Source organism: Streptomyces sp. NPDC007346 (genome assembly GCF_040703535.1).
Classification (GTDB): Bacteria; Actinomycetota; Actinomycetes; order Streptomycetales; family Streptomycetaceae; genus Streptomyces.
In genome coordinates this window covers 1-26306 of the sequence record NZ_JBEYKR010000102.1, presented here as the reverse complement: position 1 = coordinate 26306, position 26306 = coordinate 1, and the positions used below count along the sequence as shown (strand labels likewise).

At 68.9% G+C, this 26306-nt stretch carries 47 protein-coding genes; 32 read left to right on the top strand and 15 right to left on the bottom strand.

Annotated features, from left to right (window positions below; translation table 11 throughout):
* From AB0917_RS23995 to AB0917_RS23970, 6 genes are all read left to right on the top strand, one after another.
* A partial coding sequence (locus tag AB0917_RS23995) for a hypothetical protein (protein WP_366821691.1) occupies positions 1-272 on the top strand: 272 nt, incomplete at its 5' end.
* 61 nt (positions 273-333) lie between these two features.
* Complete coding sequence (locus AB0917_RS23990) at positions 334-597, top strand: hypothetical protein (protein WP_366821690.1); 264 nt, start codon at positions 334-336, stop codon at positions 595-597.
* Positions 594-908: a hypothetical protein gene (locus tag AB0917_RS23985; RefSeq protein WP_366821689.1), complete on the top strand. Its 315-nt coding sequence runs from the start codon at positions 594-596 to the stop codon at positions 906-908. The genes AB0917_RS23990 and AB0917_RS23985 overlap by 4 nt, the downstream gene beginning before the upstream one ends.
* A gap of 130 nt (positions 909-1038) precedes the next feature.
* Positions 1039-1533 (top strand): hypothetical protein, encoded by a 495-nt coding sequence (locus AB0917_RS23980; protein ID WP_366821688.1) that lies wholly within the window; start codon positions 1039-1041, stop codon positions 1531-1533.
* A 163-nt stretch (positions 1534-1696) separates the two neighbouring features.
* Positions 1697-2086: a hypothetical protein gene (locus AB0917_RS23975; protein WP_366821687.1), complete on the top strand. Its 390-nt coding sequence runs from the start codon at positions 1697-1699 to the stop codon at positions 2084-2086.
* Entirely contained in the window at positions 2083-2286 is a 204-nt protein-coding gene (locus AB0917_RS23970) for a hypothetical protein (protein ID WP_366821686.1), read from the top strand. The genes AB0917_RS23975 and AB0917_RS23970 overlap by 4 nt, the downstream gene beginning before the upstream one ends.
* Before the next feature lie 798 nt (positions 2287-3084).
* Here the strand turns inward: AB0917_RS23970 and AB0917_RS23965 are convergent.
* Complete coding sequence (locus AB0917_RS23965; protein ID WP_366821685.1) at positions 3085-3627, bottom strand: helix-turn-helix domain-containing protein; 543 nt, start codon at positions 3625-3627, stop codon at positions 3085-3087.
* A 100-nt stretch (positions 3628-3727) separates the two neighbouring features.
* Positions 3728-4801: a hypothetical protein gene (locus AB0917_RS23960; protein WP_366821684.1), complete on the bottom strand. Its 1074-nt coding sequence runs from the start codon at positions 4799-4801 to the stop codon at positions 3728-3730.
* Between the two features lie 162 nt (positions 4802-4963).
* On the opposite strand from AB0917_RS23960, the gene AB0917_RS23955 reads away from it, so the two are divergent.
* On the top strand, positions 4964-5362 hold the full coding sequence (locus AB0917_RS23955; RefSeq protein ID WP_366821683.1) for a helix-turn-helix transcriptional regulator: 399 nt from the start codon (positions 4964-4966) through the stop codon (positions 5360-5362).
* A gap of 56 nt (positions 5363-5418) precedes the next feature.
* Here AB0917_RS23955 and AB0917_RS23950 read toward each other — a convergent pair whose 3' ends face one another.
* From AB0917_RS23950 to AB0917_RS23940, 3 genes are all read right to left on the bottom strand, one after another.
* Positions 5419-5826, bottom strand: coding sequence for an NUDIX hydrolase (locus tag AB0917_RS23950; RefSeq protein WP_366821682.1), 408 nt, complete (start codon positions 5824-5826; stop codon positions 5419-5421).
* Positions 5823-6458 (bottom strand): NUDIX domain-containing protein, encoded by a 636-nt coding sequence (locus AB0917_RS23945; protein ID WP_366821681.1) that lies wholly within the window; start codon positions 6456-6458, stop codon positions 5823-5825. Before AB0917_RS23945 ends, AB0917_RS23950 begins: the two co-directional genes overlap by 4 nt.
* 162 nt (positions 6459-6620) lie before the next feature.
* Positions 6621-6863, bottom strand: a complete 243-nt coding sequence (locus AB0917_RS23940) for a hypothetical protein (RefSeq protein ID WP_366821680.1) — start codon at positions 6861-6863, stop codon at positions 6621-6623.
* Between the two features lie 236 nt (positions 6864-7099).
* Between AB0917_RS23940 and AB0917_RS23935 the strand changes: the two genes are divergently transcribed.
* The 14 genes from AB0917_RS23935 to AB0917_RS23870 all read left to right on the top strand — a co-directional run bounded on the left by AB0917_RS23935 (position 7100) and on the right by AB0917_RS23870 (position 14663).
* A complete protein-coding gene (locus tag AB0917_RS23935; RefSeq protein WP_366821679.1) occupies positions 7100-7279 on the top strand; it encodes a hypothetical protein in 180 nt (59 codons plus the stop codon).
* Between the two features lie 237 nt (positions 7280-7516).
* Positions 7517-7936, top strand: a complete 420-nt coding sequence (locus tag AB0917_RS23930; protein WP_366821678.1) for a hypothetical protein — start codon at positions 7517-7519, stop codon at positions 7934-7936.
* Positions 7937-8024: 88 nt separating this feature from the next.
* Positions 8025-8237, top strand: a complete 213-nt coding sequence (locus AB0917_RS23925; protein WP_366821677.1) for a hypothetical protein — start codon at positions 8025-8027, stop codon at positions 8235-8237.
* Between the two features lie 37 nt (positions 8238-8274).
* Positions 8275-8646, top strand: a complete 372-nt coding sequence (locus AB0917_RS23920; RefSeq protein WP_366821676.1) for an HIT family protein — start codon at positions 8275-8277, stop codon at positions 8644-8646.
* On the top strand, positions 8643-8921 hold the full coding sequence (locus AB0917_RS23915; RefSeq protein WP_366821675.1) for a hypothetical protein: 279 nt from the start codon (positions 8643-8645) through the stop codon (positions 8919-8921). Before AB0917_RS23920 ends, AB0917_RS23915 begins: the two co-directional genes overlap by 4 nt.
* The gene (locus AB0917_RS23910) at positions 8921-9118 is read left to right on the top strand and encodes a hypothetical protein (RefSeq protein WP_366821674.1); all 198 of its coding nucleotides are present in this window, start codon (positions 8921-8923) and stop codon (positions 9116-9118) included. Before AB0917_RS23915 ends, AB0917_RS23910 begins: the two co-directional genes overlap by 1 nt.
* Before the next feature lie 91 nt (positions 9119-9209).
* A complete protein-coding gene (locus AB0917_RS23905; protein WP_366821673.1) occupies positions 9210-9386 on the top strand; it encodes a hypothetical protein in 177 nt (58 codons plus the stop codon).
* 107 nt (positions 9387-9493) lie between these two features.
* Positions 9494-9682, top strand: a complete 189-nt coding sequence (locus AB0917_RS23900; protein ID WP_366821672.1) for a hypothetical protein — start codon at positions 9494-9496, stop codon at positions 9680-9682.
* A 16-nt stretch (positions 9683-9698) separates the two neighbouring features.
* A complete protein-coding gene (locus tag AB0917_RS23895) occupies positions 9699-9920 on the top strand; it encodes a hypothetical protein (protein WP_366821671.1) in 222 nt (73 codons plus the stop codon).
* A gap of 54 nt (positions 9921-9974) precedes the next feature.
* Positions 9975-11327, top strand: coding sequence for a hypothetical protein (locus AB0917_RS23890; RefSeq protein WP_366821670.1), 1353 nt, complete (start codon positions 9975-9977; stop codon positions 11325-11327).
* The gene (locus AB0917_RS23885; RefSeq protein WP_366821669.1) at positions 11324-13480 is read left to right on the top strand and encodes a hypothetical protein; all 2157 of its coding nucleotides are present in this window, start codon (positions 11324-11326) and stop codon (positions 13478-13480) included. The genes AB0917_RS23890 and AB0917_RS23885 overlap by 4 nt, the downstream gene beginning before the upstream one ends.
* 251 nt (positions 13481-13731) lie before the next feature.
* Positions 13732-14211, top strand: a complete 480-nt coding sequence (locus AB0917_RS23880; RefSeq protein WP_366821668.1) for a hypothetical protein — start codon at positions 13732-13734, stop codon at positions 14209-14211.
* A gap of 9 nt (positions 14212-14220) precedes the next feature.
* Positions 14221-14370 (top strand): pRL2-8, encoded by a 150-nt coding sequence (locus AB0917_RS23875; protein ID WP_366821667.1) that lies wholly within the window; start codon positions 14221-14223, stop codon positions 14368-14370.
* Positions 14371-14441: 71 nt separating this feature from the next.
* Positions 14442-14663, top strand: coding sequence for a hypothetical protein (locus tag AB0917_RS23870; protein WP_366821666.1), 222 nt, complete (start codon positions 14442-14444; stop codon positions 14661-14663).
* 637 nt (positions 14664-15300) lie between these two features.
* Here AB0917_RS23870 and AB0917_RS23865 read toward each other — a convergent pair.
* Both AB0917_RS23865 and AB0917_RS23860 read right to left on the bottom strand, forming a co-directional pair.
* The gene (locus AB0917_RS23865) at positions 15301-15768 is read right to left on the bottom strand and encodes a hypothetical protein (RefSeq protein ID WP_366821665.1); all 468 of its coding nucleotides are present in this window, start codon (positions 15766-15768) and stop codon (positions 15301-15303) included.
* Positions 15765-15983, bottom strand: a complete 219-nt coding sequence (locus tag AB0917_RS23860) for a type II toxin-antitoxin system prevent-host-death family antitoxin (protein WP_366821664.1) — start codon at positions 15981-15983, stop codon at positions 15765-15767. The genes AB0917_RS23865 and AB0917_RS23860 overlap by 4 nt, the downstream gene beginning before the upstream one ends.
* A 170-nt stretch (positions 15984-16153) precedes the next feature.
* On the opposite strand from AB0917_RS23860, the gene AB0917_RS23855 reads away from it, so the two are divergent.
* The 10 genes from AB0917_RS23855 (at position 16154) to AB0917_RS23810 (ending at position 20101) form a co-directional block, all read left to right on the top strand.
* Positions 16154-16492: a hypothetical protein gene (locus AB0917_RS23855; protein WP_366821663.1), complete on the top strand. Its 339-nt coding sequence runs from the start codon at positions 16154-16156 to the stop codon at positions 16490-16492.
* 100 nt (positions 16493-16592) lie between these two features.
* On the top strand, positions 16593-16817 hold the full coding sequence (locus AB0917_RS23850) for a hypothetical protein (protein ID WP_366821662.1): 225 nt from the start codon (positions 16593-16595) through the stop codon (positions 16815-16817).
* A complete protein-coding gene (locus AB0917_RS23845; RefSeq protein ID WP_366821661.1) occupies positions 16817-17095 on the top strand; it encodes a hypothetical protein in 279 nt (92 codons plus the stop codon). The genes AB0917_RS23850 and AB0917_RS23845 overlap by 1 nt, the downstream gene beginning before the upstream one ends.
* Complete coding sequence (locus tag AB0917_RS23840; RefSeq protein WP_366821660.1) at positions 17092-17904, top strand: hypothetical protein; 813 nt, start codon at positions 17092-17094, stop codon at positions 17902-17904. The genes AB0917_RS23845 and AB0917_RS23840 overlap by 4 nt, the downstream gene beginning before the upstream one ends.
* 218 nt (positions 17905-18122) lie before the next feature.
* Positions 18123-18281 carry a hypothetical protein gene (locus AB0917_RS23835; RefSeq protein WP_366821659.1) on the top strand — a complete coding sequence of 53 codons (159 nt, stop codon included), beginning with the start codon at positions 18123-18125 and terminating at the stop codon, positions 18279-18281.
* Between the two features lie 4 nt (positions 18282-18285).
* Positions 18286-18582 carry a hypothetical protein gene (locus AB0917_RS23830; protein ID WP_366821658.1) on the top strand — a complete coding sequence of 99 codons (297 nt, stop codon included), beginning with the start codon at positions 18286-18288 and terminating at the stop codon, positions 18580-18582.
* Between the two features lie 54 nt (positions 18583-18636).
* Positions 18637-18900 (top strand): hypothetical protein, encoded by a 264-nt coding sequence (locus tag AB0917_RS23825; protein WP_366821657.1) that lies wholly within the window; start codon positions 18637-18639, stop codon positions 18898-18900.
* 172 nt (positions 18901-19072) lie between these two features.
* A complete protein-coding gene (locus AB0917_RS23820) occupies positions 19073-19315 on the top strand; it encodes a hypothetical protein (protein WP_366821656.1) in 243 nt (80 codons plus the stop codon).
* A gap of 220 nt (positions 19316-19535) precedes the next feature.
* Entirely contained in the window at positions 19536-19802 is a 267-nt protein-coding gene (locus tag AB0917_RS23815) for a hypothetical protein (protein WP_366821655.1), read from the top strand.
* Complete coding sequence (locus tag AB0917_RS23810) at positions 19799-20101, top strand: hypothetical protein (protein ID WP_366821654.1); 303 nt, start codon at positions 19799-19801, stop codon at positions 20099-20101. The genes AB0917_RS23815 and AB0917_RS23810 overlap by 4 nt, the downstream gene beginning before the upstream one ends.
* A 120-nt stretch (positions 20102-20221) precedes the next feature.
* On the opposite strand, the gene AB0917_RS23805 is transcribed toward AB0917_RS23810, so the two are convergent.
* Genes AB0917_RS23805 through AB0917_RS23795 form a run of 3 tightly spaced genes read right to left on the bottom strand, consistent with a single transcriptional unit; the run spans position 20222 to position 21764 of the window.
* On the bottom strand, positions 20222-20431 hold the full coding sequence (locus AB0917_RS23805) for a hypothetical protein (RefSeq protein ID WP_366821653.1): 210 nt from the start codon (positions 20429-20431) through the stop codon (positions 20222-20224).
* Positions 20428-20856, bottom strand: a complete 429-nt coding sequence (locus tag AB0917_RS23800) for a DUF6221 family protein (protein WP_366821652.1) — start codon at positions 20854-20856, stop codon at positions 20428-20430. The genes AB0917_RS23805 and AB0917_RS23800 overlap by 4 nt, the downstream gene beginning before the upstream one ends.
* The gene (locus AB0917_RS23795; RefSeq protein WP_366821651.1) at positions 20853-21764 is read right to left on the bottom strand and encodes a hypothetical protein; all 912 of its coding nucleotides are present in this window, start codon (positions 21762-21764) and stop codon (positions 20853-20855) included. Before AB0917_RS23795 ends, AB0917_RS23800 begins: the two co-directional genes overlap by 4 nt.
* A 174-nt stretch (positions 21765-21938) precedes the next feature.
* Between AB0917_RS23795 and AB0917_RS23790 the strand changes: the two genes are divergently transcribed.
* Complete coding sequence (locus tag AB0917_RS23790) at positions 21939-22208, top strand: hypothetical protein (protein WP_366821650.1); 270 nt, start codon at positions 21939-21941, stop codon at positions 22206-22208.
* 425 nt (positions 22209-22633) lie between these two features.
* Here the strand turns inward: AB0917_RS23790 and AB0917_RS23785 are convergent, their stop codons facing one another.
* From AB0917_RS23785 to AB0917_RS23765, 5 genes are all read right to left on the bottom strand, one after another.
* Positions 22634-24757: a glycerophosphodiester phosphodiesterase gene (locus AB0917_RS23785; RefSeq protein WP_366821649.1), complete on the bottom strand. Its 2124-nt coding sequence runs from the start codon at positions 24755-24757 to the stop codon at positions 22634-22636.
* Positions 24758-24759: 2 nt separating this feature from the next.
* A complete protein-coding gene (locus AB0917_RS23780) occupies positions 24760-25122 on the bottom strand; it encodes a hypothetical protein (RefSeq protein WP_366821648.1) in 363 nt (120 codons plus the stop codon).
* On the bottom strand, positions 25119-25553 hold the full coding sequence (locus AB0917_RS23775) for a hypothetical protein (protein ID WP_366821647.1): 435 nt from the start codon (positions 25551-25553) through the stop codon (positions 25119-25121). The genes AB0917_RS23780 and AB0917_RS23775 overlap by 4 nt, the downstream gene beginning before the upstream one ends.
* Positions 25553-25774, bottom strand: coding sequence for a holin (locus AB0917_RS23770; protein WP_366821646.1), 222 nt, complete (start codon positions 25772-25774; stop codon positions 25553-25555). The genes AB0917_RS23775 and AB0917_RS23770 overlap by 1 nt, the downstream gene beginning before the upstream one ends.
* A 54-nt stretch (positions 25775-25828) precedes the next feature.
* Positions 25829-26306 (bottom strand): N-acetylmuramoyl-L-alanine amidase (locus AB0917_RS23765; RefSeq protein WP_366821645.1); only part of this gene is annotated, 478 nt, incomplete at its 5' end.

Genomic DNA, 26306 nt, shown 5'->3' with positions numbered 1-26306 from the left:
GGGTGGCCGCCACACAGCGGCCACCCCCGCCCCTGCTGCCGGGTGATCCCGGCCCACCCAAGGAGACCCACGTGACGACGCCCGCCACTGAGACGTTCGGCCACGAGCCGACGTGCGGTATCTCGCTGTTCGGCCTTGCCGAGACCGTGTGCGCCCGGTGCACCGAGCGCGGCGTCTGGTACGGCGACGCCAACGAGCTGCGCCCCGTTCACATCCTCTGGCCATGCACCTCGGCCATCGTGCTCGGCCTCGCGCCGCGCCCCGCCGCCTGACCGCCCCTGCTGTGTGGCCGCCCCACCACAGGCGGCCACCCCAACCCGGAAGGACCACCCCGTGGCCAAGACCCCGCCCAACACCCGACCCCACCGCCCCATGCACGCCAACGGGCCCGAGACCACCGTCACCACCGACACCGCCCGGCTCGTCCTCCGTCAAGTCGGCTGGCTCGGCCAGACCGGGACGTTCTACAGCCTCGACGAGGACCCCCTCGGAGACGGCTACGAAGGCGGCGGCGTCGCCCCGCTGTACTTCCCCGCCCACGCCAACCGTCTCGATGACCTCGCACCCGACGACGACGCCACCGAGGAGCCCCGGTGAGCATCTACGCATCCATCCCCGGCATCGACACCGACACCCCCAGCGGCCCCCCATGGGCCTACCAGGGGTCACACATCCTCCCCGCCGAAGACGACCCCCGTGGTGGCGAGATCGGCCTCGCACTGATCCCCGGCCACATCACCCGTGACGGGCGCGACGACCAGCCCGACGACGCAACTCCGTGGCCCTGGCTACGAGTCCACATCACCACCACCGGCGACCCGGCCGCCGTCATCAACCCAGCCCAAGCCCGACACCTGGCCGCACAGCTCACCGACTGGGCAGACCAAGCAGACCAGGGGGTCCGGTGACCACCCAGCCCGAGCCTGTCTGCCAGTGGTGCGGTCAGCCCGCCCTGCCACCCGCCACCTGGTGGGACGGAAGCCCCCAGTGCGCCGACCCGCACGCCTGCGCCCGACGAATCCCCGCGAAGGAGGAGCAGTGACCACCCAGCCACGTATCCCGCTCGACGACCTCACCAGCGATGCCCTCGACGCCCTGTACGAGCAACTCGAAGCGGCCGAGTCCACCGAGCTGGCCCGCCAACTGGACACCTGCCGCGAGGCGCACGCCTCGGCCATCGCCCGTGTCGCGCAGTACGCCGACCGCGCCATCGAGAACGGGAAGCGCGCCGCCACCGCCGAGGCCCGTGTCCGCGCCCTGGGGGCCGACCTGGTCACCCTCCAGGACGCCCACGGTGCTGTCACCGGGCAATGCCGGGCCGCCGAAGCCGACGCCGCACAGCAGCGCGCCCGCGCTGTCCTCCTCGACGGGCTCCTCGCTGAAGCGGTCGACTGGATCCGTGACGGCGACCTCCGTGACCGCATGGTCGCCGTCCTCAACCCGCCCCACCCGGGCGGACCGGGCGCTCCGAAACCCTGCTGCGGCGTCTGCCTTGGCCACCACCCCGGATGCCCCACCCGGGCCGAACAGTGACCAGCCCATCGACCACACCCCGGGGTGAGCATGCCGGCCGACCCGGGGCCAGGTGGGAAACCGTAATCCAGCCCACCGGCGAACAGCACGTTCCCGACGACCAACCCCAGCCACGGGCCAACCGGGCCGCACGGTGAGCAGCGAGGAAGAGGAACCGATGAGCATGTCCGTCACGGAGCTCGCCGAGCTCCCCACCGCACCCACGATCTCCAGGGGCTTCCGCGAGGCAGCCTCCTACGCCGACCAAGGCCCGTTCCGCGCTCTCCGGCGGGCCCTGTTCGGCACCACCACGTTCGAAGACTTCATCGCCGTCATCACGCCCGAGCACGCCATCGCGGAAGGCGTCGCCCTCATCGTCCTGGGCGGGCTCATCGATCCGGAGGTCACCGACCGTGGGTGGCCCGACAGCACCTGGGATGCGGGGTACACCGCCGAGCGGGTCGGCCACGCCCACCAGATCATCGGCCGGTGGGCCGACAGCCACACCGAGCAGCAGCTCGCCCACCTCTTCGAAGCCGCTGCCGACCGAGCCCGAACCCTGGAGGCAAGGTGATCGCCCGTCTCGCCGGCCTTCTCGCGACCGCCCTCACCCGGTACGCCCACCAGCACGGCGTGCACCACTACCTGGCCACGTCCTGCTTGCACGGCGAGCACGGCTACTGCCAGGGAGCCACCGGGAAGGTGGGGGCGAAGAAGCCGGCATCGTGTAAATGGTGCCCCGCCGACTGCCAGTGCGGATGCCACCACAACTGACCCCGGACGCACCGCAGCCCCCACCCAGACGGGTAGGGGCCGCTTCGCTGTGTGGAATTAGCTGTCCTGCGGCTCTGCAAATCTGCCGCTGTCACGGGCTGCGCCGTGCCGCCCTCGCCCCGGGCGGGCAGCCTGCTTCTCTCGCACCTCATCAGCCGAATACTGAGACTCGCCCCGCCGGCCTGGCTCCCGGCCCCGCGACTCCAACCCCCACCGCGACAGCTGCTTGCGGGCGCTGCCGTTTGCTGAATCCCCGGTGAAGCCGAGGAACCGGGCGACCATAGTGACGGTCCACAGCTCCACCGGGGACCCGCTACCAGTCAGCTGTAGTGTCGGAATGTCCGAAACGCTGGCCGCGCTACGGGCACGAGGCAGCCATTTCGTCAGTTCCCGCTGCGCAGCCGACGAACTGCCCCCCATAGGGCCGCCCGAGCCGAGAAGGGCGTTGAGCTCATTGAGCGCCTCAGCGTCGTTAAGGTCCGAGACCACACGGGCGAGAGGCTTGGCGATGCGGAGCGCGTAGTGCCCGACCGCTTCCGTCTCGTCCAAATCGTCTGCCCCCAGGATCAGCTGAAGCAACGACTGGTGAAGCCCCGTGCCGGGGGGGTGTACGAACGCAATAGCGTCGCCGAAGCGTGGCCGCCGGTTCGCTACGCACCACCACTGGGTGTCGATGTCGACGCCGTGCTGCTGGGGCTCGTAGTGGTGAGAGAAGGAGGTTTCCAGGATGGTAGGTACGTCAGCGGGTACTGGCGGCAACTGGAGAGACATCTTCGGGCCTTTCGTGTCGGAGGGGGGCTACTTGGCGAGCTGGTTGCGGATCTGCTCCGCAAGGTCCAGGACGACGGAGACGGGCAGGCTGCGGGTGCCCCTGTAGGTGGTGCTGAGCCGCCCGTTGTCCCGGGTGCTGACCGTGGTGTCGAGGTCGTCCCGCTCGGTGTCCGAGTTCACGATTCTGGACATGGAGAGCGCGCTCAGTGTGTGCAGCCGGTCGCCTTCGTCGGTGATCGCCTCGATGTGGTTGATCAGGAGTGGAGCGAGGCCCCGCACCGAGGTGAGGGTCATTCCGTTCCGCTCCCGGGTGCTGATCCGGGTGGTGATCGTCTCGGTGGGGTGGGTGAAGCCGGGGGTGGCGTAGGTGTAGGTGGCGTTGAGATTCAGGGCCACGGGGGCCTGCTTCCGGGTGTGTCGGTTGCCGATGGTGATGCGTCGGGCGAGGGAAACGCTGTTGATGACCCAACGGCCGGCGATCTTCGTTGCGGCGATAACACCGTTGCGGGCCCAGGTGCGGATGGTGGCGACGGTGACGTTGGCCTGGAGCGCGGCGGCGGTGGTGTTCATCGGGTCCCCCTCGGTGGCGATGACTCCATAATGCCTCACCGTGAGGCGTTATGGAAAGGGGGGTCACCCGAAAGAGTGAGACCCCATTAGAAAGCCCACCTCAGAACCGCATCGCCGGATGACACCGCTGGCACAACGTCGTCGACGGCAACCCGTCATGTCCGACCACATCCCGCCGGCGGGTCACCTCATCACAGTCCGGGTCCCCGCAGTGCGGCACCCGCTCCCACCCCTGCGGCCGTGACCCATTCCGGCCTTCCTCCTCCAGGCGCCCCCAGGAGTCCTGGTACGGCCTGTGCGGGCCCGTGGGGCGGGCAAGGTCCATCCGCCCGCTCACGATGGCGTCCGTGCCCTCCAGGGGGCGCCTCGCAGCCTCGCGGAACACCTGGAGCTCCGGCATCTGATCCGGCTGCAACCGGTGCCCGTACAAAGCTGCGGCGTCCCGGGCGTTCGGGTCCCCCTTCAAGTCCAGGTACTCCTTCAGCTCCTGCTCCGTCCAGCCGGCACACAAAGCGGCAGCAGCGCGGCGGCGGATCGTCGCCACCTGGCCGACCCTCGGTGCCGCACCGCGGTAGTCGAGGGCCGCGGCGAGGGCTTCGGCTGCTTGATCTTCGAAAGAAGAATCACCTCCCCCTCCTCCCTCACTAGTGGGCTCATCACCCGCAGACGGCAACGGACCGGAGGAGGAGGGAGAGTCTTTTAGAGAACCAAGAGAACTAAGAGATGGGGGAGTAGCCCCCGCTACCCCTATGGGTAGCCCCTGCTCTCCATAAGGGGAGCCCTGGCTCTCCCTAGGGGTAGCCCCCGCTCCTCCTTCAGGCATAGGGGTAGCCACGGCTACCCCTTCGAAGTCGGGGACCCGGAACGTCATCGCCTTACCCGGCACCGCGTACATCGGCTTGCCGTGCTTGTCCTGACCGATCGGGATACGGAACTCCCAGCCGGCCGCCGACAGGCGCTTGATCGCGTTCCGGACCACGTTCGCGTCCTTCGCCCCGGTCCACTCGACCAGCTCCGCCAACCGCACCTTGCTGCGACGCCCCTTGTCCGGGTCGTACCGCCAGTTGTCGTCGTACCTGGCGTCATCCGCGATCTCCAGAGCAACCGCACGCTGCAAGCCAGTGATGTCCGGCCCCAGCGCCTCACGCAACTTGCGGCGCAGCTCGCTACCCATTCCCACCCCTCGCCGTTGACTCCGAATCGGCGCAGGTGGGGCGCTGTATCGCCTGCTCTGGCCACTTCCAACCTAAGCTTCACCTAGGCTTAAAGCAAGCCGATCTAGTCATTTTCGTGCGGAGGGTTGGCGTAGGGCAAGCAAGGCATGCAAGATGTGGTCATGGGAGAGAACTGGGAAGCGCTCGGTAGGGCAGTCCGCGACGCACGAGAAGCGCGCGGCGGAACTCAGGCATGGCTATCGAGCGAAGCTGACGTGTCGCGAGCGACCATCCAGAAGCTGGAGCGCGGCGAACCTGTGCGGCCGGGGACTCTCTCGAAAGTCGAAAAGGTCATCAGGTGGGCGCCTGGCTCCAGCCGCAGCATCCTTGACGGCGCCGTTGGCCCCATCGAGATGAAGGGCACGCGGCCAAAGGGCGGACTTGCCAAGATCCCCGACGGAGAACTCGACCAAGCCATCACGAACGCCATGGTCGCCACCGTCGACAACATGACCGCCGCCGAGATCCGCGAGGTCGCACGCAAAGCGGTCGAGGAGCTGAGGCGCCAAGGTCACGTCTAGCCGCCTCGCATGCACAAGGCCCCCACCGTCGGTGGGGGCCTTTCTGGTGCTCGCGGTCAGCGGGGGAGCGCCTCGTCGAGGTGCTCCTGCACGGGCCCGAACAGCCCATACGGCACGTACTCCGGGATGTCCCCGTGCCCGATCCACGCCACCGCGGCGATCTCCTCCGCGTCGCCGACGATCGCGTCGCCGGAGATCAGCTCGCACGCCACATACGTCATCGGCACCCCGGTCTGCGGGTGCACCCGGTCACCGAGGACCCGGACGGCCTCGACCTCCAGGCCGACCTCCTCGGCCGTCTCCCGCACCGCGGCCTGCTCCGGGGTTTCGCCGGCCTCGATGCCGCCGCCGGGGAACGCCCACAGGAGCTTCCCCTCCCGCACCTGCCGGCGGATCATCAGGACCCGCCCGCCGTCCACGATGATCGCCGTGGAGACGGGGGGCTGGACACTCTGCTCGGTCACGCGGCCTCCAAGGCACTCAGGATCGGCGGGTAGATGTTCTCGGCCGGGATGAAACGGGTCAGAGCAGCGAGGGGTACCCAGGCGACGTCCATGTTCTCGACGGCGTCCAGGTTGCTGGCCTCGCCGGCGAGATAGTCGCAGAGGACGTAGCTGGCGAGCACCCCGGTTTTCGGGTGGACCCGGGTGCCGAGTTCCTCGCGGACCGAGACGTGGACCCCGGTCTCCGCGTGGGTTTCCTGCACGGCCACCGACGTGACAGTTGCACCTGGCTTGCACATCCCTGCCGGGAACTGCCAGCTGAGGTTGTCGTCGCCCCGGCGGCACACCAGCAGCACCTCCGTACCGCGCAGCACGACCGCGATGGCGACCCGTAGAGACTGGGCGGGGGTGGCCGCAGGGCTTGGTCTGAGCAGCAGGTTGAACCGGTGGCGCACAGTGTCGGCGGCCCTCTCGTAGGCAGTGTCGAGGATCTGCTGCATGTCCGGCCGCGGCGCCGCATCAGGCTCGGCGTGCCACTTCCCCACGGTGCGCACCGACACCCCAAGGTGATCGGCGAACGCTTCCTGGGTCATCCGGAACGCCTGCTGTAGAACGCAGGCCTTCCGGCCGTCCCATGCATCGATGACGTTCACTATCCGGCCCCAGCTGTCTCGTTGGTGGCGTTCTTCGTGATCCGTGCCGACCTGCTGCCGGAAGCGCGCTGACCGGGCGGAAGGCGTGCTGCCGGCCGCCGCTCGCGCTCATGGTCCGGTAAGCCGGCCGCCGGTTGACTTGAGGGCATGACAGACACCCGGCTACTCGCCTTGGCCGTACTGGAAGGCCCGCTGGTAGGAGACGCCGCCCATGATCTCGGCGACCTCTTTCCACTTCTTCCCTTCGGCGCGCAGCCCCTGGGCGACTTCTTGAAGGTGGGTGCGCTTCAGCGATTCGAAGAGCTCCTCGGCTTCCCGGATGGTCCTGTAGCGCTCGCTGAGATCGCCGATGGCTCTGAGGTGGGCGTTCAGCGGGGCGAAGGAGGCGTCCAGGGAGTCGGTCATGTCCTGAGAGTAGAGGTGTTCCGACACTCTCTCAAGACGCGCCTTGACGCGATGTGTCGAGCCGCCTACTGTCTACCTCGTAACCACTTCTCAAGCCCCAGCTTGAGGGGAGGGTGCTGCTCACTCCTACCGGATTCGTCCGCGGGCAGCACACAGCAAAAACGGGCCGGACGCCTGCGACTCCTACATCGCGCAGCATCCGACCCTCACCGCCAAGGTCTATGAAGGAGACCCCGATGGCTGTGCAGAACTCTACCGTCGAGCGCCCCGCGCTCAACGACCTGTCTCCGGCAGACGTCGCCGCCCACGCAGCCGGCTCTTACGTCCGCCGGACCGCGACGGTCTCCCAGGACTCCCCGAAGCCCCCCACGGATCCGGCTGCTCGTCGCCGGTTCCTGGCGCAGCGGCAGTGGTGACCGCCCGTGTTCGGGTCTGCTGACTTGTGCCCCGCTGACCGTGACCTCCGTCTTCGTCTGGACCGCATCAAGCAGGCCGCGAAGGACGCCGAGGCCGCCAGGGCGAAGCGCGAAGCGGCTGAGAAGAAGCGCACCACCACCTGACCGCCGTGCCCGACCGGTGTCCACCCCTCGCCCCCGGCCGGGCACGGCCTTCCACCCCACTTCACCCCACCCACCCACCTGAAGGGCACTTCCATGTCTCCGTACCTGATGTCCGCGCCCCGCCTCGACCTCCTGTCCGACGCTGATGACGCCGCGGTGTCGGTGTCCGCGACGTGGCGGCGGGAGACCACCACCGTCGCCCAGGCCGAACGGTTCGCCTCCAGCCTCACCGCTGCCGACGTGGTCTCCGGTGATCCTGCCGCCGTTCGCTCCGAGGTCCGGCAGATCCGCGCCCACCTGGTCGCCACGGACATCAGCGTCATGTGGGACGAGAAGCGGGGCCTGCCCCCGGGGGAGATCGTCACCCGGTACGTGACGGCCCGGGGCGACCACGGGGCCCGGTACTGGCTGCGGTCCCTGGCGGTCGAGCACGACGCCGGGCAGCCGTTCGGGCCGCGTCTGGTCGACGAGCTCGACCAGCTGGACGGCCTGTACGACCTGGCCGCCGCCTGACCCGGCCTGCCCTGTCGCCTCCAACCCCCGCGGTTGGTGGCGGCGGAGTGGCCCGGAACAGCCCGGACCCGATCCCAGAGGAGAACCCATGAGCAGGCCCCGCCACCTTTTCAAGAAGCAGCCCGTCGAACAGACCCGCGCCGAGATCACGGCCGACATCAAGAACCACCGGAAGGCGCAGCGCGAGGCTGCGGAGAACGGGCAGCACCGTGTCGCGGAAATGATGCGCGAGGGCGTCGACGAGCACCTCGACGAGCTGAACCGGCTGAACAACGGCACGTGGAAGCCCGACCACGCATGACCAGTCCAACCCCCGCCGCCCTACTGAGGAGCCTTTCATGCAGGACTGTGTTTTCTGTGCCATTGCCGCCGGTCAGGCCCCGGCCACGGTCGTCCGTAAGTGGTCCGACGTTATTGCGATCAGGCCCCGCGGTGGTGTCAACGGCGGTCACGTCCTCGTCCTGCCCCGTGTCCACGTCGAGGACGCCGGTGTCGACATCGAGGTCACCAAGGCGGTGATGGGGCGGGCTGCTGAGCTGATGGCTGAGCTGACTGCCGCGAACCTGATCACCAGCAAGGGTGAGGCGGCTACCCAGACGGTCTTCCATCTGCATGTACATGTCCTCTTCCGTGAGGCCGGTGACGGTCTGCTGTTGCCGTGGACCCCGCAGCAGGAAGCCCGTGCCGCGGCGAAGGGGGCCACGGCGTGAGCGCCGTCAACCTGGTCATGGCCCGCGAGCCCCTGCCCGAGACCGCCACTGCCGCACTCAAGAGGAGACCTGCCGTGTTCGGATCCACCCCTGCTGAGCGTCACGCCGCCGCCACCCTGCTGTCCGAAGTGGCAGCCGGTGGTGCGCTCACCAACCCCGCCGCGATGACTGACGAGTCCATCAACCGGCAGGTCGCCGCCGCTCAGCAGCTCAACGCGGCGGCCGGTGGGGACGAGAGGCGCATCGCCAACGCCATCGCCGAGGCGCGGCGCTGATGGGCCTGTTCAACCGCAGCAAGCCTGCCTCCGAGCCCCGTCTCCCGGCCCCTGAGGAGATCGGTGCCGCTGGTCGGGCTCTCGCCCGAGGGAACGCTGCTCCCGCCGACCGGCTGTGCGCCGAAGCCGGGCCGCACAGCCAGACCGTGGCGCTCAACATCCTCGGGGTCTCGGTCGACTACACCCCGCAGGACTGACCAGCCAGCCCCGGCCCAGCCGTGACGGTGCCCGATCGAATCGGGCCCGGGGCGCGCACCGCACCACAACCACCAACCAGAGGAGACCCCCATGGGCCTGTTCAGCCGCAAGACCAGCGCCGCCGAGGTGGCCACCCGTAGTGCCCAGGTCGTCGGCAGGACCGTCGCCGGTGACAAGGGCGGCGAGGTCGCCAACAAGGTCACCGAAGCCCTTGGCCTCGGCCGCGTCGAGAAGTGCAGCGACTCGAAGTGCGACTGCTGCAACTGACCGTTCAACAGCTCCGCCACCCGAAGATCGAGGGGGTGGGCGGCCGGTTCGAATCCGGCCCGGGGCACTCCCGCACCACCCAATCCGAGCCCAGAAGGGCGCACCCCGTGAAGAAGCTGATGTTGATCGCCGCAGCCCTGGTGCTGCTGATCCTCTTCCCCAACCTCGCCCAGGCCACCGCGACCGTGCTGGCCGCGACCGTCCAGTTCATCGCCGCCCAGCCGGTCCTCATCGGCTTCGGGCTCGCCACCCTCGCCCACCTGCGCGGCAAGAACCCCGCCACCGCCCGTATCTGACCCGAAAGGACCCGTCATGACCGTGCAGAGCGAGGCCTCCGAGCCCGCCACCTACCACTGGATCGCCACCATCCAGACCGGTCGAGGCCAGATCGCGACCGACGACGGCCCTGTCACCGCAGTGCCGGGAGTGCACACCCACACCTCCACCTATCAGGCCATCCACGACAGCCTCACCGAGAAGTACGGGGCGAACTTCGTGGTCCTGTTCTTCTCCCTCACGCCCGACCAGCTCTGACCCGGCCTGCCTGCACCGCACTCCCCACCTGAACCGAGAGGACACCGAACCGTCGTGACGACCAGCCCGCCCCAGGTGAACGGCCACCGTCGACCCCTGCCCGTGATTACGGACTGGCGGACGTTCACCGTGCCGCCCACCGAGGAGCCGGTCGCCACCCCCGAGCCTCAGCCCGAGCCGGCCACCACCACCGTCGACCTCGTCGCCCAAGCCGAAGCCGAAGCCATCCGCACCAAGGCCTACGCCGACGCCGAAGAGCGGCGAATCGCCGCCGAAGCCGAGGCCAAGGCCATCGAGATCAAAGCCGAAGCCGAGGCAGAGAAGATGCGCCTCGCGAACGAACGGCAGGCCATGCGCCTGGAACGCGACCGGGCCGAACACGACGCGCACCTCGAAGACGTACAGCGCAAGCGCGACAAGGCCGCCCGGGAAGAGGCAGCCGAGAAGGCCGCCGCAGCCGAGGCCAGGAAGTCCGAGGCCAACGACGCGCAGAAGATCGGGAAGGCCGCGAACCTGTGGCGGAACACTGCCCTCGGCTTTGCGATCATGTGCGCGATCGTCGCCCTGCCCGTCCAGATGTCCGCGTTCTACAACCCGGCCGCCAAGTGGCTCCTCGCCGCCCCGATCATGCTCGAAGCTGGGGCGTGGGTCATCCTCGCCGGAGCCGCAGCAGCTGTTGCCGCGCACCGTCCGCACTGGCACTACCGGCTCATCGCTTGGGCGCTCGCATCCGTCGCTGCCGGGATCAACCTTGTCCACGGCCTCGGCCACTTCGACGCTGCCACTGCGATCGGTACCGCCTTTGCGAGCCTTGCCGGCCCCGGGGTGTGGGACCTCCACGAACACGGGCGGATCCGACGGCGTGACGGAGTCCTGACCCGGCGGGAGCGGCGCGCGGCGAAGAAGGCCGCCGAGCGCGAAGCCGCCGAGCAGGCCGCGACGAAGCTGTTCGAAGCCGAGCGGCAGGCGCATCTGGAGAACGTCGCACGCGATGCCGCCGACAAGTTGGACGCGGACCGCAGGCAGATGTTCCCCCGGGTCCACGCGCACGCCCTGAAGCTTGCTGCGGACCTTGGCGAGACGGCCATCACCTCCGCGATTTGGAAGCAGGCCAAGCTCGACGTCGACGGCGCCGGGCCGGGGGAGTCCGACGAGATTCTCCGCATGCGAAACCGGGCTGCAGAGAAGGTCGCAGCAGCCCGCCTCAACAAGCCCGTCAGCACCCTCGGTGACAAGACGTCGTCGCAGCGTGCATCGCAAATCCCGGCGGCCAAGAAGACCCGCGTCTACAACCCCCCTGCACGCCCCGGCCGACGGCGCCCCGGTGACACCCCGAAGTACGTCGAAGCCGCCCGCAAGCAGGCCTCCATCGCCGCCAAGAACGCCTCCACCGAGGAGCAGAAGTGAGCATCGAGCGCACCCCCGCGAATCCCGACCCGAACTGGGAGCGGCTCTTCACCAACCTCATCGCCGACCCGACCGGCAAGCCCGCCGGCCCCGTCCTCCAGAAGACCGCCAGCGCCCCCGTCAACCGCCCGGACCCTCTCGGTGACATGCCCCTCACTCCGGAGTGGGTGCGGACCTCCACCGGGTGGCGGGCGCGTGCCGCCGTCGGCAAGGTGAACTCCGTCCGGGCGTTCCGCCGGTGGGTGCGCCGGCAGAACACCGAGCACGGACACAGCGCCCAGGTGTTCCGCGGGATGCGCCGCACGTTCCTGTGGGTGCAGGGCACCGAAGGCGTCCAGATCGCCACCGCGCGGCGCGAAGTCCAGCAGGCCCAAGCCGACTACAAGACGGCCAAGTTCGGGCACGGCATGCGGCTCATCCCCGGCAAGGAGAAGGAGAAGCGGCGCCGCGAGATGGAGACCGCGTTCGCCGGATCCGTCACCGCCATGGGCAAGTACAAGTCCGCCCAGCGTGACGCCAGGACGCGGCGAGGTGCGCGAGGCGCACTCGTCGCCGCGGCGATCGCCGTCCCGGAGGGGGCCGGGATCTACCTCATCGGCGGCACCGGCGGTGTCATCGCGACCGGCTCCGCCCTCCTCGCGCTTGCCCTGATCGGCCGGCGCACCATGGGCGGCGAGCTCTACGACGACCGCGACGCCAAGTTCGGCGACACCCACACCCTCACCGACACCATGCTCACCCACGTCTACCAAAACGCCCGCGTCATCGGCACCGACGACACCCTCACCCTGCTCACCCCCTGCACGCTGACCGCCGACGGGCAGGCCTGGGAAGTCATCTTCGACCTGCCGTCCGGCATCCCCACGAAGAAGGCCCTCACCGCGAAGGACGCTGTCGCCGGCGCCCTCGGAGTCGCCGTGCAGCAGCTCAACCAGGGCCGCGGCGACCGCGAAGGACGCATCCGGCTCCGGGTCTCCCTGAACCTTCCCTTCACCGGCGCCCCCGCCCGCGGCCCCCTCCTCGACGTCGAGTCCATCAACCTGTGGCAGGCCATCCCCATGGGGATCAACCTCCGCGGCCAGGCCGTCAGCACCGAATGGGTTGAGCGGTCCGGCCTGTTCGGCGGTGAGCCCGGTGCAGGAAAGTCCGCCGCGGCGAACGACCTGCTGCTCGCCGCCGCTCTCGACCCGACGGTGCCCCTGTACCTGTGCGACGGGAAAGCCGGAGCGGACATCACCCCGTTCGAGCAGATCGCCACCATGTACGACACCGACGGCGACCCCGAACGGCTGCTGGAAATCCTGGAGCACATCTGGACCGTGGAGATCCCGCAGCGCCGCGCCCTCGCGAAGGAGCACGGGTCACGGAAGCTCACCGCAGCCATGGCGGCCAAGGACTCGCGGGTCAACCTGGCGGTCCTCCTCGTCGACGAGTGGTCGTCATACGGGGCCGCCGCCGACCGCAAGGTCCGCGAGGAAATGGAACGCCTGCTGCGCCTCATCGTGCAGCAGGGCCGGGCGCTCGGCATCATCACCCTCTGCGCCACACAGAAGCCCGACGCGGACTCGGTGCCGTCCGGGATCCGCGACATCCTCTCCATCCGGTGGGCGATGCGCTGCCTCACCCCCCAGGCCTCCGACACCATCCTCGGCCAGGGGTACGCGGCAGCCGGGCACAACGCCCAGGACATCCTCAAGTCGCAGCGCGGCGTCGGCATCTACATGGATGGCGAAGGCGCCGAACCGGAACTGACCCGCGGCTACTACTACGACGACGACGAGGTCGCCCTGATCCTTGGCCGGGCTTTCGAGCTGCGGGCCAAGGCGGGCACGCTGCCGGCCGGTTCGGTGCCGCTGGCCGACCAGTTGCGCGCCCTCGGCGACGACCAAGCCAACATCCTGGCCGCCCTCCTCGACGCGTTCGACGTGCGCTCCGACGCCGACGGGGCGCCCGCCGAATGGCTCCCCGGCGCCGTGCTCATCGAGTACCTGACGGCATCCGGCATGGACGTGTCCGCGGACACCCTGGGGCGCCTGGTGGTCCGCACCGACGAGGACAAGGTGAAGCGGGCGTGGGAGGGGTCGAGGGTCTTCGGCTACCCCCGCTCCCGTGTCCTGATAACGGTGCGTGACCGGTTCGGGTTGGGTGAATAGCCCGGACGGGACCCGGACGGCCTGCCGGTTTTCCCAGGTCAAACCCCGGACGTGTCGGCGGTCGAGCCGGACAAGCGGTGTCTGAGCCGGACGCGCCCGTCCGGCTCAGACACCCTCCCGTCCGGGGTCTGTCCGGGCCTGACCTGCACTGACGTCCGGGCGTCCGGCCTCGCGTCCGGCCCCAAACCCGCACAAATGACTCCACCCCGAACCACGTAACCAAGAGTGACCTACCGCTAAGGAGACCCCTCATGCAGCTGCCCGAGCAGCCCGTCGCCGGGCAGCCCGACCCCGTTATGGCCCGTGCCCGTGAGATCGCCGCCGCGGTCGATGAGGTGCTGGCCGAGAAGCCCGTCTCATACCGGGACGACCGAATGCTCCCCATGGTCGGCACTGCGCTGCCGGTCGCCCAGCCTGGCACTCCGCCGATGTCGCAGTGGGCGGTCGACGCGAGTGGTGTCCTCAAGGCCGTGTCCGTCGCGGCGATCCCCGTCGGCGGCGCCCTGTGGGTGGTCGGCCAGGTCGACCCGCTGGTGCTCGGCATTCTCTTCGGGTCGCCGGTACTCGCCGCCCTCGCCGTCGCCCGCCTAGTCGCGAAGATCAAAGACGCCAACCAGACCGCCCAGCCCGTCGTCCAGCACTACCACGGGGCTGTCCACCAGGACACCCGTACCGTCACCAGCACCACCCGCGGTGTCATCGCGAAGACCCGGAACCAGACGCCCAACTAGGAGTCCATGATGGCCACCAAGAAGGCCCTGAACCCACCGCCGGGCGAATGCCCCCAGTGCTGGCTGCACGCCTACGACAGCCGCGAGCAGCACAAGCACCTCGCCCCCCGCGAGGACTGCCCGGCCTGCGTGAACCACATGATCAACGGTCACGGCTGAACGACACGCGACTGACACCCATCTCGACCACTCACCCCGCACCCGGCGGGACCATCAACCAAGGAGGCACGATGTCCAACTACGACGACATGACCAACGCCGACGTCATGAGCAGCGACGAGCTGCGCGAATACGACCAGCACGACGAAGCTGTCCTTGACGCCCAGGACGAGGAGAACCAGCCCTGCGGTGAAGGCCACTGCCACTGCTACGGCGTCGGCTCAGACCATTACGACCACGCCTGCGTCTGCGACTGCCCCAGCGACGACGACGGGCAACTCATCCGGGACTGAAGCTCCCTGCATGGCAAGGCCCCGGACCGTCTGGTCCGGGGCCTGTTGTGTTGCACGGGCGATCCAGGAGCCGCCCAGGCTGTTCGTCGGCCGGAGCGTCACCGTCACGTCGAGGAGCCGGCCGAGTTCGTCCAGGGCGTCCTGGCACTCGCGTCGGGTCGCACCGTGGACCGTGTACCTCGCCATGGGCACAGTCTGCCGGGGGAGCAGGGGCGGTGGTGCTGGAATTGGGAAAGCCTGCCGTGGAGTGCAACCATCGCCTGAGCCTCGGAGTCTTCATAGAGCCCGCTGCACAGAAGCGGGGTCAGTACCCGAGGAGAGCCATGGTGAATGACCCTACCGTCGACGCCTACCGAGAAGATGGCCAGCTCGTCATCGACTGCCCGCACTGCGGGGGTGAACATCGTCACGGCGTCGGGGGACCCAAGCTGGGGGACGGAGACGGGCACCGCATCGCTCACTGCGCCAGAGGTAAGGGCGGCGGATACTTCCTGAAGGAAGTCGCCAGCTCGTAGCGGCGACGGCCCCCGCACCAGCACGGTGCGGGGGCCTCGGCGTGGGCGCTACGGGCGCCACTCCGGGAGGTACTCCGGATGATCGGCGAGTCGGTTCTTGAGGAAGGCCACCAAGGCGTCGGTCATGAGGGGCTCTCGGTTTCGGCTGGCGGGCGGATGGGCGGGGTGGCGCCGGGCTCACTGATGTACCAGTCGATCAACTGAGAAACGACCTTGGCGCGTGACGTCCCGCCCAGCTTTGCGGCCCGACCGAACTGCGTCCACATGTCCGTTGGGATGCGAACCTGGCGAGGTTTCGGGTACGGGCTGCGGTACTCGGCCTTCGCGTCGCCCCGCTGGCGGGTCGTGGAGTGCGACACGTTCTGGCTCGGCCCCTCGCAGGTGATGGCCCGAACTTCGGCGACCTCCGCGTCCGGGCGGCTGCCGAACCACTCGATGGAGCGCTGGGCTACCCGAGGCCACCACGTCTTCTCGCGAGAGTGCACGCGCAGCCGGACCTCCGGGTCGACGGCGATACCGACGTACAAGAGTGCCCCGTCCCGGTCGAAGAGCCGGTACAGGGCTGTCGGGTGACCGGTGGCGGTGGTCATGAGGAGTCTACGTCCTCGGCCAGTCGGCGCCTGAACTCCTTGTTCTCTGCGATGGCGGCGACAGCCATGTCGTACCACTCGGGTGGTACAAGGACTCCTGATCGCTTGCTGCGCCGGGTGATCTCGGTGTGTTCGCCCTTGTGCTGGCTGCCGTCTAGCAGGTCGGCGAACTCCTTACGTGCTTGCTCGACGGGGACACTCTGAGGCTTTTTCATGCAAGGAGTGTAAGCCGCTGGAGGTCTGTAAGGAATGACAGGTTCGCGCCTTACGAAGATCATGCTCTGTAAGGTTCACAGGGACCTTGCAATCCTCTCGGTCTGAACTGTAAGGTTCGTAAGGAAGTCGCGGGGAGGTTCCCGAGACTCGAACCACCCGAGGGGGACTCGTGATCGCCAGCAACCGCACCCGCCGCGCCACACTCCGCACCCGCCAGCTCGCCAACCGGGCCGCCGCACGCATCCGCCGGCGCGGCACCGGCACCCTCGCCGCACACGCCATGGCCCAAGGCCTGAACCACCGCGACGCCACCTCCGTCGCCGGAACCCTCCGCAAGGTCGCCGCGAAGCTCGGCATCCTCGGAACCACCGGCCGTGTCCACGCCGGCCGCCACATGCGGAACTGCCTCCGCTTCACCCGCACCCAGGTCGCGGTCATCGCCGCCAACTACAAGGCCCGCAAGCCCGCTTACCGCCTCGTCGCAGCCAAGCTCGCCCTCGCCGCCTAGACCGCCCACCCGAGCCGGTGTTCGCCCGGGACCCGCCCCCCGCCCGGCAGGGGTGGGCCCGGCACCCACAGCCCGCACCACGAACCCGCAGGAGGTAGCCGTGCTGAACCCGATGATCCGCTGGGAACCCGGCACCCTGGTCCGCTACCACGGATCCCTGGCCGCGCTCCACGGTGTGTACACAGCCCACCGATGCGACTGCCACCAGCACGACGACCAGGCCGGAACCGTCCGCTTCGCCTTGAAAGACGAGGACGGCACGGTCGTGGCGTACTGCGTGCGACCGAAGTCCATCACCCCCGCCGTGTCTCCGGAAGGCCCCTGATGACCCCGCATCCGCTCCTCGCCGCCATTCCGCTCGACCAGCTGGGTGACCTGCTGGACACCACCCCGGTCGGCCCCGGGCTGATCACGGTCACCGCTATCCCTGCCGACCAGTGGGGGACACGGGCGGTCATCGCGTGGCGGCCGGCCAACGGTGGCGTCCGGGTGGTCGCGGCGACGAGCCTGATGTACGCGGTTGATGTACCGGGTGCAGTACGGAAGTTCACCTCGACGGTTCAGCAGGCACTCGACGTCACCACCATGGAAGGCAACCGATGACCGACACCCCGATGACCCCGGACCGGCCGACGCCTGTCGAGCTGACCGCGCAGCAGCTTGAGGCCCTGATCGATGCGGGGAACCGGGCGCTGAACGACCACTACCACGAGGACCAGTGCCACTGTGATGCCTGGCCGACCAGCTGCGTGAGCAGTGACCGCTACTTCATGGGGGCGTGGGACACGGACGCGTTCGCGATCGGTGTGCCTGCGGTGCTCGGTGTGTGGGAGTCGCTGCGGACCAACAGGGATGCGGCGAAGGTCGCGGAGTTGAAGGCCGAGGTTGACCGGCTGCGTGGGGAGTTGTCCGACGCGACCGCCGAGCTGGCGGAGAACGCCCGCGCCATGAACGCCCTCCGCCGCCACCGCGACACCGCCGAGACCCGGGCCACCGAACTGGAAGCCTTGAAGCCGGCCCGGCGCGATCCCCGGGGCGACGAGATGGTCCGTCGGATGCTCCGCCCGGACGCCTGCAATCGTGCGGTGACATCCCCGACGAGTGGTGCCCGAACTGTGCGGCCTGCCGTCAGGGCTGCCACGGCGGACACGACAACAACCCCTGCACCCACCCCAACGCCCCCTGGAACACGGAGAGCCGTCGTGCCGAGTCGTAAGCGCAAGCCGTGGATGGTCGTCCTCGCCGGCCCCGACGTGAAGGCCGAGTCCGGGCACACCAGCGAACTCAACGCCTACAGCTTCGTGCGGGCCTCGCTGGGAGCCGACAGCCCTGCCGAGACCGCCGAGATCCTGCACTGGGAGGACGGACGCTGGATCCTCCGGGAGCGGCTGAGTAAGGGTGAGCTGCCGTGACCCCGCCGCCCCCCGCCCCGGCCCCGTTGCCGCCGTGGGAGGAAACCCTGGCCGAGACCATCGCCTGGGACCGATCGTGGGACCCGTACGACAACGACGACGAGGACTGACCATGTGGACCTGCGAGACCTGCGGTACCGAGAACCAGCCGGACGACGAACACTGCCAGAACTGCGACACCTGGCGCACCGACCAGGAAAACGACGAGGAGCAGACCGATGAACACCAACGACCGAGCAATCGCCACCATCAAGTGCCCCTTCTGCGAGCAGCCCGCCGGGTACCAGTGCGTCGCACCGATCAACGACCGGCCGATCACCTTCGCCCACCCCAGCCGCCAGTTCGCCGCACTCGACCAGAAGTGCGACGAGGAGTAGACCGATGAGTATCCGACTCGCAGACCTCGACATTCGGTGGACCGGGACCGACGACACCACCCCCGCCGGGCATGTCCTTGTCCTCGCCATCGACAACGCTGGGCTTCTTCGGCTCTGCCTGTACGCCGGAGACGCCCCGGCCGACGATCAGTTCCGGGGCTCGCTCCTGATCCCGCCGGAGGGTCACAAGCAGTCGTTCCTGCCGACCCGAACGACCGCCTACAACGCGGGCGGCGGCTGGGTCACCTGTTTCGGAACGCAGGACAGCATGCTCGCCCAACTCGCCAACCCCACCACCTGACCGCCCCTGGGCCGCTGTGTACGGCACGGCGGCCCACAACACCGGAGGAGCATCATGCTCGCCGTTTCTGAACGCGTTCCCGGCTACGGCCGCACCCCCGACCAGACCATCTGGCACAAGCCCGCCCCCGGCCACCGGTGCACCGGGGAGTGCGACTTCCACCCCATCGCGTGCAGCGAGGAGGAGGGGATCGTCGCACCGGGCCCGAAGCAGAACGTACCGATCCGGCTGAAGAAGGAGAACGAGGCGTGGTGCACCGACTGCATCGCTCTCAACGCCAACGGCAAGCAGCCCGCCACCCAGAAGCCCCCGCGGTGAAGCCATCCACCCTCGCCCGGAAGGGCCACTGCTCGGTCTGCGGTCGCCCCTATCGGCTGCGAGAAGACGGGACCGTCCGCACCCACTGGGCACGCAACCCTGACGGCACCGCTGCCGCCGGACTTGCCGACTGCGACGGAACCGGAAAGAAGCCCAGCGAGGAGCCCCCGCGATGAGTGCTCACCCGCTCCCCGTCGGCACCCGGGTCAAGCACTACGGCCAGCAGTGGTCCGCCGCCCGGTTCGGTACGGCAACCGTCCAGGAGGTCAAAGGCCCCTGCAACGACGGCACCTGGGAGTACCGGGTCCTTGCCACCCAGGACTTCGCCCGCCGCCCGGGACCCGACAACCCCGAGACCCGTGAAACCTGGTGGAACTCCACCGCGACCATCCCAGCGAAGGAGCCCCCGCGATGACCTCCCCTCCGACCCTCACGACCTGCCGAACCTGCGGAGGGCCCACCCAGACCGACATCCGGGCAGGCTGCACCCCCTACACCTGCACCACACCGTGCGCCGTGTGCGGCCACCCCGGCGACGTCCACCGCGACTGGTACCGCGAGCAGCACGGCGCCGGATTCTGCCGCCGATGCCCCGAAAGCCGCCGACACGACTACAGAGCTCAGGAGCCCCCGCGATGATCCAGCCCGGACAGACGGTCGACGATGCCCACCGCACCGTCAAAGACGACCTGGTCCAGCTCGCCGCCCCAGAAGCAGACCGGGTACGTGAGCTGATCGCCAAAGCCGTGAAGGATGGCGACGCCGAGACCATCCGCAGCGAAGGTCACCAGTGGTCAGGTCGTGTCGGCCTCGTCATCCTCCAACTCGCAGACCGAGTCGAAGAGGCCACCACCCGCGACGGGGCACCCCGCCGCACCGGATACGTCCTGGAGACCTCATGACCACGAAGCCCTGCACCTGCCTCAAGCAGCCCCTCGGCCCCGGCGAATCGTGCGACGCCCACCAACTCCCGCCGACCACCTACGCCTGGTGCTTCGGCCACGGCAACCTTCACCGCTTCCCGCAGGACGGAACCCCCTGGTGCACCGCCGCGTGGGTCGCCTTCACCGCCACCAACGAAGCCGACGCGCTCGCCGCCAAGCACGCCGCCTACGGCGACGCCCAGTTCCTCCACGACCTCCCCGCCGACAAGCAGATCGAGGTCATCGAGATCGCCGAAGCCCGAACCGGCCAGCTGTAGACCAACCCCCACCCTGGGCCCGCCCTGAACCATCAGGCGGGCCCGAGGCGTTGGTGCAGGTGGGGGGCGCGGCTATTGTTGTGGGGCGGCACGTGGGAGTGTGTCACGGCTTGGACTGTTTCATTCCGAGGGGCACTTATCGCTCGCCCTCGTTCCGTTGACGATCGCGGCGAGAAGGCCGCGCAGCTCCTCGATGGTTTTGGGTACTTCGTCATGCCCGAGGACGGCGAGTTGGGCCTTGAGTCTGTGATAAAGCAGAGCTTCGGCGATTGCGGACGGGTGCGCGGTGAGGGGTCCTCCCTCGGCTGCTGCCAGGTGGTTGGTGCTCATCGCTCGCCTTCCGTCCAGCCGTAACCTTCCGCGAGCGCGAGGACGGTCGGGCAGGGGAAGTCGAGCGACGAGCGGGACCACTCGTAGTTGCCATCGCAATCTTCCGAATGCATCTCCGGGGCGGCGCATACCCGACAGTCGCTGCCGTCCGGCTGGTGCAGGGCAATCAGCTTGCGGTCGGCGGTGCAGCGGCGCAGGACCGATGCGGGGTCGTTCAGGGCGATGTGGTCCGCGAGGCTGCCATCCATCTCGGGGGCGGCCTTGGTCTCGTCGCCGCGACGGAGCACGAGGTAATTGGCGCCCCAGAGGTAGTCGCCGGTCTCGATCGTGTCGAAGCCGACGGCGTGCGCTGCTTCCTCGCGCGCAGTGATGGCGCGGTCCAGCCAGCCGAGGATGTCCTCGCCGTGGGCGGTGGGTTGGTTCATGCTGCGGTCTCCAGTACGGGCGATGTGGGCGAGGGCAGGGTGCGGTGGGGATGGGGGCGACTGGCCGAGGTGAGGAACGCGAGGCGGAGCTGCACACCAACCTGCCCTGCCCCTCTGGTTCGACGGGCGACCACCACCCCGACCGGGGCGACTGTGCGGATGGTGCGCGGCATGCCGTTCAGGGCGGGCAGCACCAGCTGCACCGGGCGCAGGGGGGCGATGCGGCGTTGCCGTACCCCGTCCACGGTGGGTGCCGCCACGATGGGCCACGGCCCGTCTGGGCGTATGCGGGTGGAGCGGGGTATGAGCCGGTGTTCCACTGCGGCGGCGAGGAGTTGCGTGCGGGTTGCCCTGTTCCGGTCCAACCCGATCAGGGTCACGAGCGCGGACCGGTGCCAGTTCGCGGTGCGCACGTCCATCCCTGCGAGGGCGGCGACGCGTTCGGGGTCTGTTTCCCGGGCGAGGGCGAGGAGCAGGTGGCGGCGCTGTGGGGTGCGGGCTTCCGCCAGGGTCACGTCGGCCGGCGCCGGGGTGGTGTTGTGCCGGCGTGCGATGAGCGCCCGGTGTCGGGTGAGGGCGAGTTGGCCACCGAGGATGCCTTCGGGTTCGACGAGCCGCTCGACCTGTCGCCCGTTCGTGTCGGTCTCCAGCGTGGTGGTGTTGGCGTAGGTGCGGCACAGGGTGATTACTGGGCATCGGCCGCAGATGGTGATGGCGGTCTTCTCCCGGCCCAGGCGGGTCTTCTGCGGTTCCGGCCCGTCACCTGTGTACGGCCCCCACGCGTCGAGCGTCACGTCCGGGTCGCCAGCGCACTTGCTGGGTAGGTCGGGGTCGGGTGCGCACCCGCGGTACCGGTAGTGGGGGTGGTCGACGAGGGTCTGGCGGGCGGTGGTGGGGCTGGTGTTCACAGGGTGTCCCCTTTCCTGCGGTGTGCTGCGCTGGGGCGCGTGTGTCCCGCAGGCTGGGCCTGGTGGGGTTCACCCTGAAAGGGTACGACTGGGGTGCGTGTATGCCTGTTTGATCAGGGGGTGGGGTGTTGTGGTTGCAGTCCGGATGTCAGTGTTGCTCGGCATACTGACGGCATGCCGAAACTGTATGAGAGCGAAGCTGAAGTCGTCATCGACGGCACGGCCACCCCGACCTACGTCCGATTCATGGTGTTCACCGAGGGCGGACTCAAGTCCTGGGAAGGAGTGCTCGACTCTGAGGGCTCCAACTTGGCGATGACCGCGATCGAGGCAGACGAGGTACTGCTTCGAATGGCGGACGGGAAGGAGGGGCGCATCATCGTCACCAACGACCCAACCGAGCAGGGCGTCGCCTTCACCGGAAGCGGCCCTGCGCCGATCTGACCGGTGCACCAAGCCGCTGCCCTTCCCAGGTTCGGGGAGATCAGTTCCGCGTCACGGGGGGTCGGCAATCACCCAGTCGCCAGCGTCACCCAAGATCATTGTTGAGCCGCACCGTTGACACAGACCGACACTGCGGGGGTCACCTAGTGTGGTTGTCTCGATGGGGTTGTGCTTCAAGCAAGTTCCGGTTCGCCGCAGAGCAATCGACAAGGCGGCTACTGTCCCGGGGTCCGGCTTGATGCCGAGCAGGTCGTGCTCCAGAACGGCGATACGGATCGGGTTCGACTGTTGCGGTGGCGGTGTTGCCGGACGCGAGCGAGACCAGAGGTTGAGGCGCGAGAGGAGGGGGCTCACCGCTCCAGGGTGGCACGGGGCCGACAAACTGGTGCCTCTGGCGGCCGGAGTCGCTGCCCTCGGTTCGCCCCTCACAGAGGGGTGATGGCGAGGTTCCGCCAGAACGGGCGGGTTGCCAGGTCGGTGATGCTGCCGTTGGACAGCCCGTGGTAACCGCCCCGGTAGGTTGTGTCCGCGATCGGCCCCGTTGTCCAGCCGACGCCGTCTGTGCGCCGGAGTTCGACAGTGGTCGGGGTGACATCGATCCGGAAACTCATCGCCGTGTCAGCGACGGGCTGCGTGGTGGCGATTGTGCTGCCGATCTGCGTGCCCGCCGTGACCCCTGCGGTGTGCCGGTACAGCTGCATGTCGCCGTTACCGCGCACCACCACGTGATAGCCACCGGAGGTGTTGGCAGTGGAGAAGCGGTAGACGTCGTCACTGGCTTTGCCGAAGTAGTAGCCACCATGGATCGTCGCGCCCGGTAGCACCTTGTGCTTCATGTCGAACACGATCCGGTAGCCGCTGGCGCTGCCCTGGATCGGACTGTAAGTGCCGAGCCCGTAGGACTGGTTCGGCAGCGCGTTGATGCTGACCCACCCCGTGTCGGCGCCCTCCTCGTGCTTGAGGGCGTACACGGGGTCGTAGTCCAGTGTCGGTGTCCCCCCGGATTCCTTGATGCCGAGTTCCCACCGGCTGAAGGTGCGCTGCGGAGTGCTGGTGGACGTGTACTTGGGGTCGGACGACATCATGCCGACTACACCCAGCCCGGTGAGCCGGGCCACCTGGGACCTGCGGTAGACGGGCCACGCGAACACAGACTTCCCTCGGGCGACGACCTGCTGGATACGGAGGTCAGTGAACGTGGTGGAGACGCCCCAGTAGTCGACCATGGAGTCTTTGCCGTCCATGGTGGCGTCGGAGGTACCCGCGTCGAGGTACACCCAGGTGCGGTAGCCGCGCTGCGGGGCTTTCGCCCAGGGGAGGCTCGCGGTGCCGATGTGGCACTTCCAGATCACCGACCTGGGGGCGTGCGGGTAGAAGGTGTCCAGCAAGGTCTGGCACGGGACAACCGCGTCGTTCCCCTTCGGCTCCAGGAAGATGATGGTCTTCCCGAGGAACTCATCCAACACCTCGCGCAGTGGGACGAGGGGCTGCTCCGCCCACCCCGGGCCGACCCGGGCGCGTTCGTTGGTGCGGACCTGCTGGGCGACCTCCTCCGTGGTGTACGAGCTGAGCAGGCCCGTGCGGTTCGTCGTCCGGTCGAGGGTGTCGTCGTGCAAGCACCACAACTGGCCGCTGGCATCCCTGCCCACACTGACCTCCAAGGGGAAGCCCTGCGCGGCGGATGCCCGGTAGCCAGCCATGACGTGCTCCGGTCCGACCATGCCTCGGCCCCGGTGTGCGAAGAAGCGAGGCATGGACGGAGTCGCTCCTGCGAAGTAGGCGTCGACGGTCTGGATGGCGTTGGGGAGGTACAGGCCGCTGGCTGCGGTTGCTGCTGCGGCCACGGCGGCGCTCTGGGCGGCAGCAGCCTTGGCGGCGGCGTCTGCTTCTGCGGTGCTCACCGCGCTTGTGCGGGCTGTGTCTGCTTTGGTCTGCGCGTCGGTGGCTGCTGTAGCGATGGCGGCTGCCTGTGCGGCTGCTGCGGCACCCGCCGGGTCGTATGCTGCGTCGGCTCGCGCCGTTTCGGCTGCGACGGCGGTGTCGGTGTACTCCTGGGCTTCCGCCGCACCGGATGGTCCGACGAGAGATGCCAGGAAGTCGGCTTCCGTGCCGGTGCCGCCAGCCTCCAGCCACACCTCGTAGGCCGACAGCCCGTCCGCACCGTCTTCCCCGGCCAGGCCCGGCACGTAGACGATGGTGCTGCCGCCGGTCGGTTCGTCCCCGAGGTCGACGCGCAGGTCACCGATCCAGTGCGGGCCGGGCGTCTCCGGGACGAGGATGTACGTGAGTACGGGGGTGCCGTCGAGCGCCCGCCCCTCTTGGACCTGCCACACCGTGTCGCCGGCGTCCGCCTGGATCTGGGCGTTGGGTACCAGCTCGGCCTGCCAGTTGCCTTCCGGGTTGGGCTTCACGGTGACGGGCCGTACGATCTGTGCCTCATCGCCGCCGACGTACCCGACCGCGCGGGCGCCGGTCACGTCGACCAGGGTGATGGACACCTCCGTGCGGTGCGGGGTCCCGCCGATCTGCATGCCCTTGACGGTGGCCATCGTCAGACTCCAGTTCGGTTGTACTCGTCGACCAGGGGGTGCACGGGCTCCGGTTCGATTCCGGCCCGGTGCATCTGACCCGCCCACCGGTCCGTTGTCCATGAGAAGGCGCGGAGGAGGGACTCCAGCCGAGACATGCGGCCCCGCAGGGACCCGTTTTCCTCGTCGACCCGCTCCACGGTTGCTTTGAGGACGGCCAGGTCTTGCGCACGCCCCTCCGGTGCCGCCTGGATCGCCGCCGCCGCTTCGTTCGCGCGGGCTGTGGCTTGTGCGGCTCGAAGTGTTGCGCGGGCGACGAAGAACCCACCGCCGCCAAGGACTGCGCCCGCCGCGGTGACGACTGCGGCGATCTCCGTGATGTTCACGGGGCCTTGCCTTTCCGGGCGCGCCTCGGGACGGAGTGCTCCGGGACGGTGGCGGCCCACATGATGACCCCGACGTGCGAGGTGAGGTACCAGATCGCGACGGTGGTGCCGCGCGCGTACTCGCCGGTGATGGCGGCGTACCCGTAGGCGAGCGCCCAGACGGACGGGGGTGCGAGGGCGGCGAGGAAGCCGAGCCAGTCGCCTCCCACGCGAAGGAACGCGAACACGATGCAGCCCAGCCCGGCGCCGATCCACAGCCAGGCCCAGGCGGCGAGGCTGCACCGGTCGGTGAGGAGCGTCAGCCCGGGGGCTGCTTCGACGGGGGTGACGATGAACCCGACACCCCAGCAGATTTTCCCGATGCCGAAGATGAGGAGGATCTGCCCGCGGCGGCCCAGCTGCTTGCGGAGCCGCCGGGCCGCCGCGCGCATCAGGCGACCGGGCCGCGCGGCGTGTGCTTCGCCACCCACCCGCCGACGAAAGTCACCGCTGTCGGGACCAGGGCGAGAACGAACGGCGACAGCCCGTCGGGCATCCACTCCACCAGGCGGGCATCGCCCTGGGCCGCGGTGAGGGCGGCGAGGAGTCCGGTCGACGCCAGGTAGGCGGCGACGGACGCGGCACTGACCTTCTTCTCTACGGGTGCAGTCATGTGGTCTCTCCTTAGATGGGCTGCGGGATGCGGCGAATCGGGTGCGGCGTGAGGTCAGCTCTTGGTGAGGGCGGCGACCGCGGCGGCGAGCTTGTCGACGGTGGCCTGGAGGGTGTCGAGCTTCGCGGCCAGCTTGTTGTGGACGGTGGCCACGTCGGTGTCGGTGTCGGCGGCGTCCCGCAGCAGCGCCCACGCGTCGACCGCCCCAGTGCCCTTGTACGACCAGACCTTCTTGACGTCGTCGGTGGTGAGTGCCATGTCGGTGCCCTTCTGGCTGGGGGTGGTGGGGGTGGGGTTTGCCACCGGAGGGTTCGAGGTCTCGGGGGAGGTCGGCGCCGGGGCGAGGCTCAGCCGCTTGCCGATCCGGGTGCGCATCGAGTCCATGGTGAAGCCGCGCGGGTCGATCTTGCCGGGCTGCCACTCCAGGTGCCCGATCGCCGACCGCTCGCCCCAGCCGTGCGCCCGGCACACGGCGGCGGCCGCGCGCTCGATGGCCAGCAGCTGGGCCGCCGGCCACGGGTCCTTGCCGTCG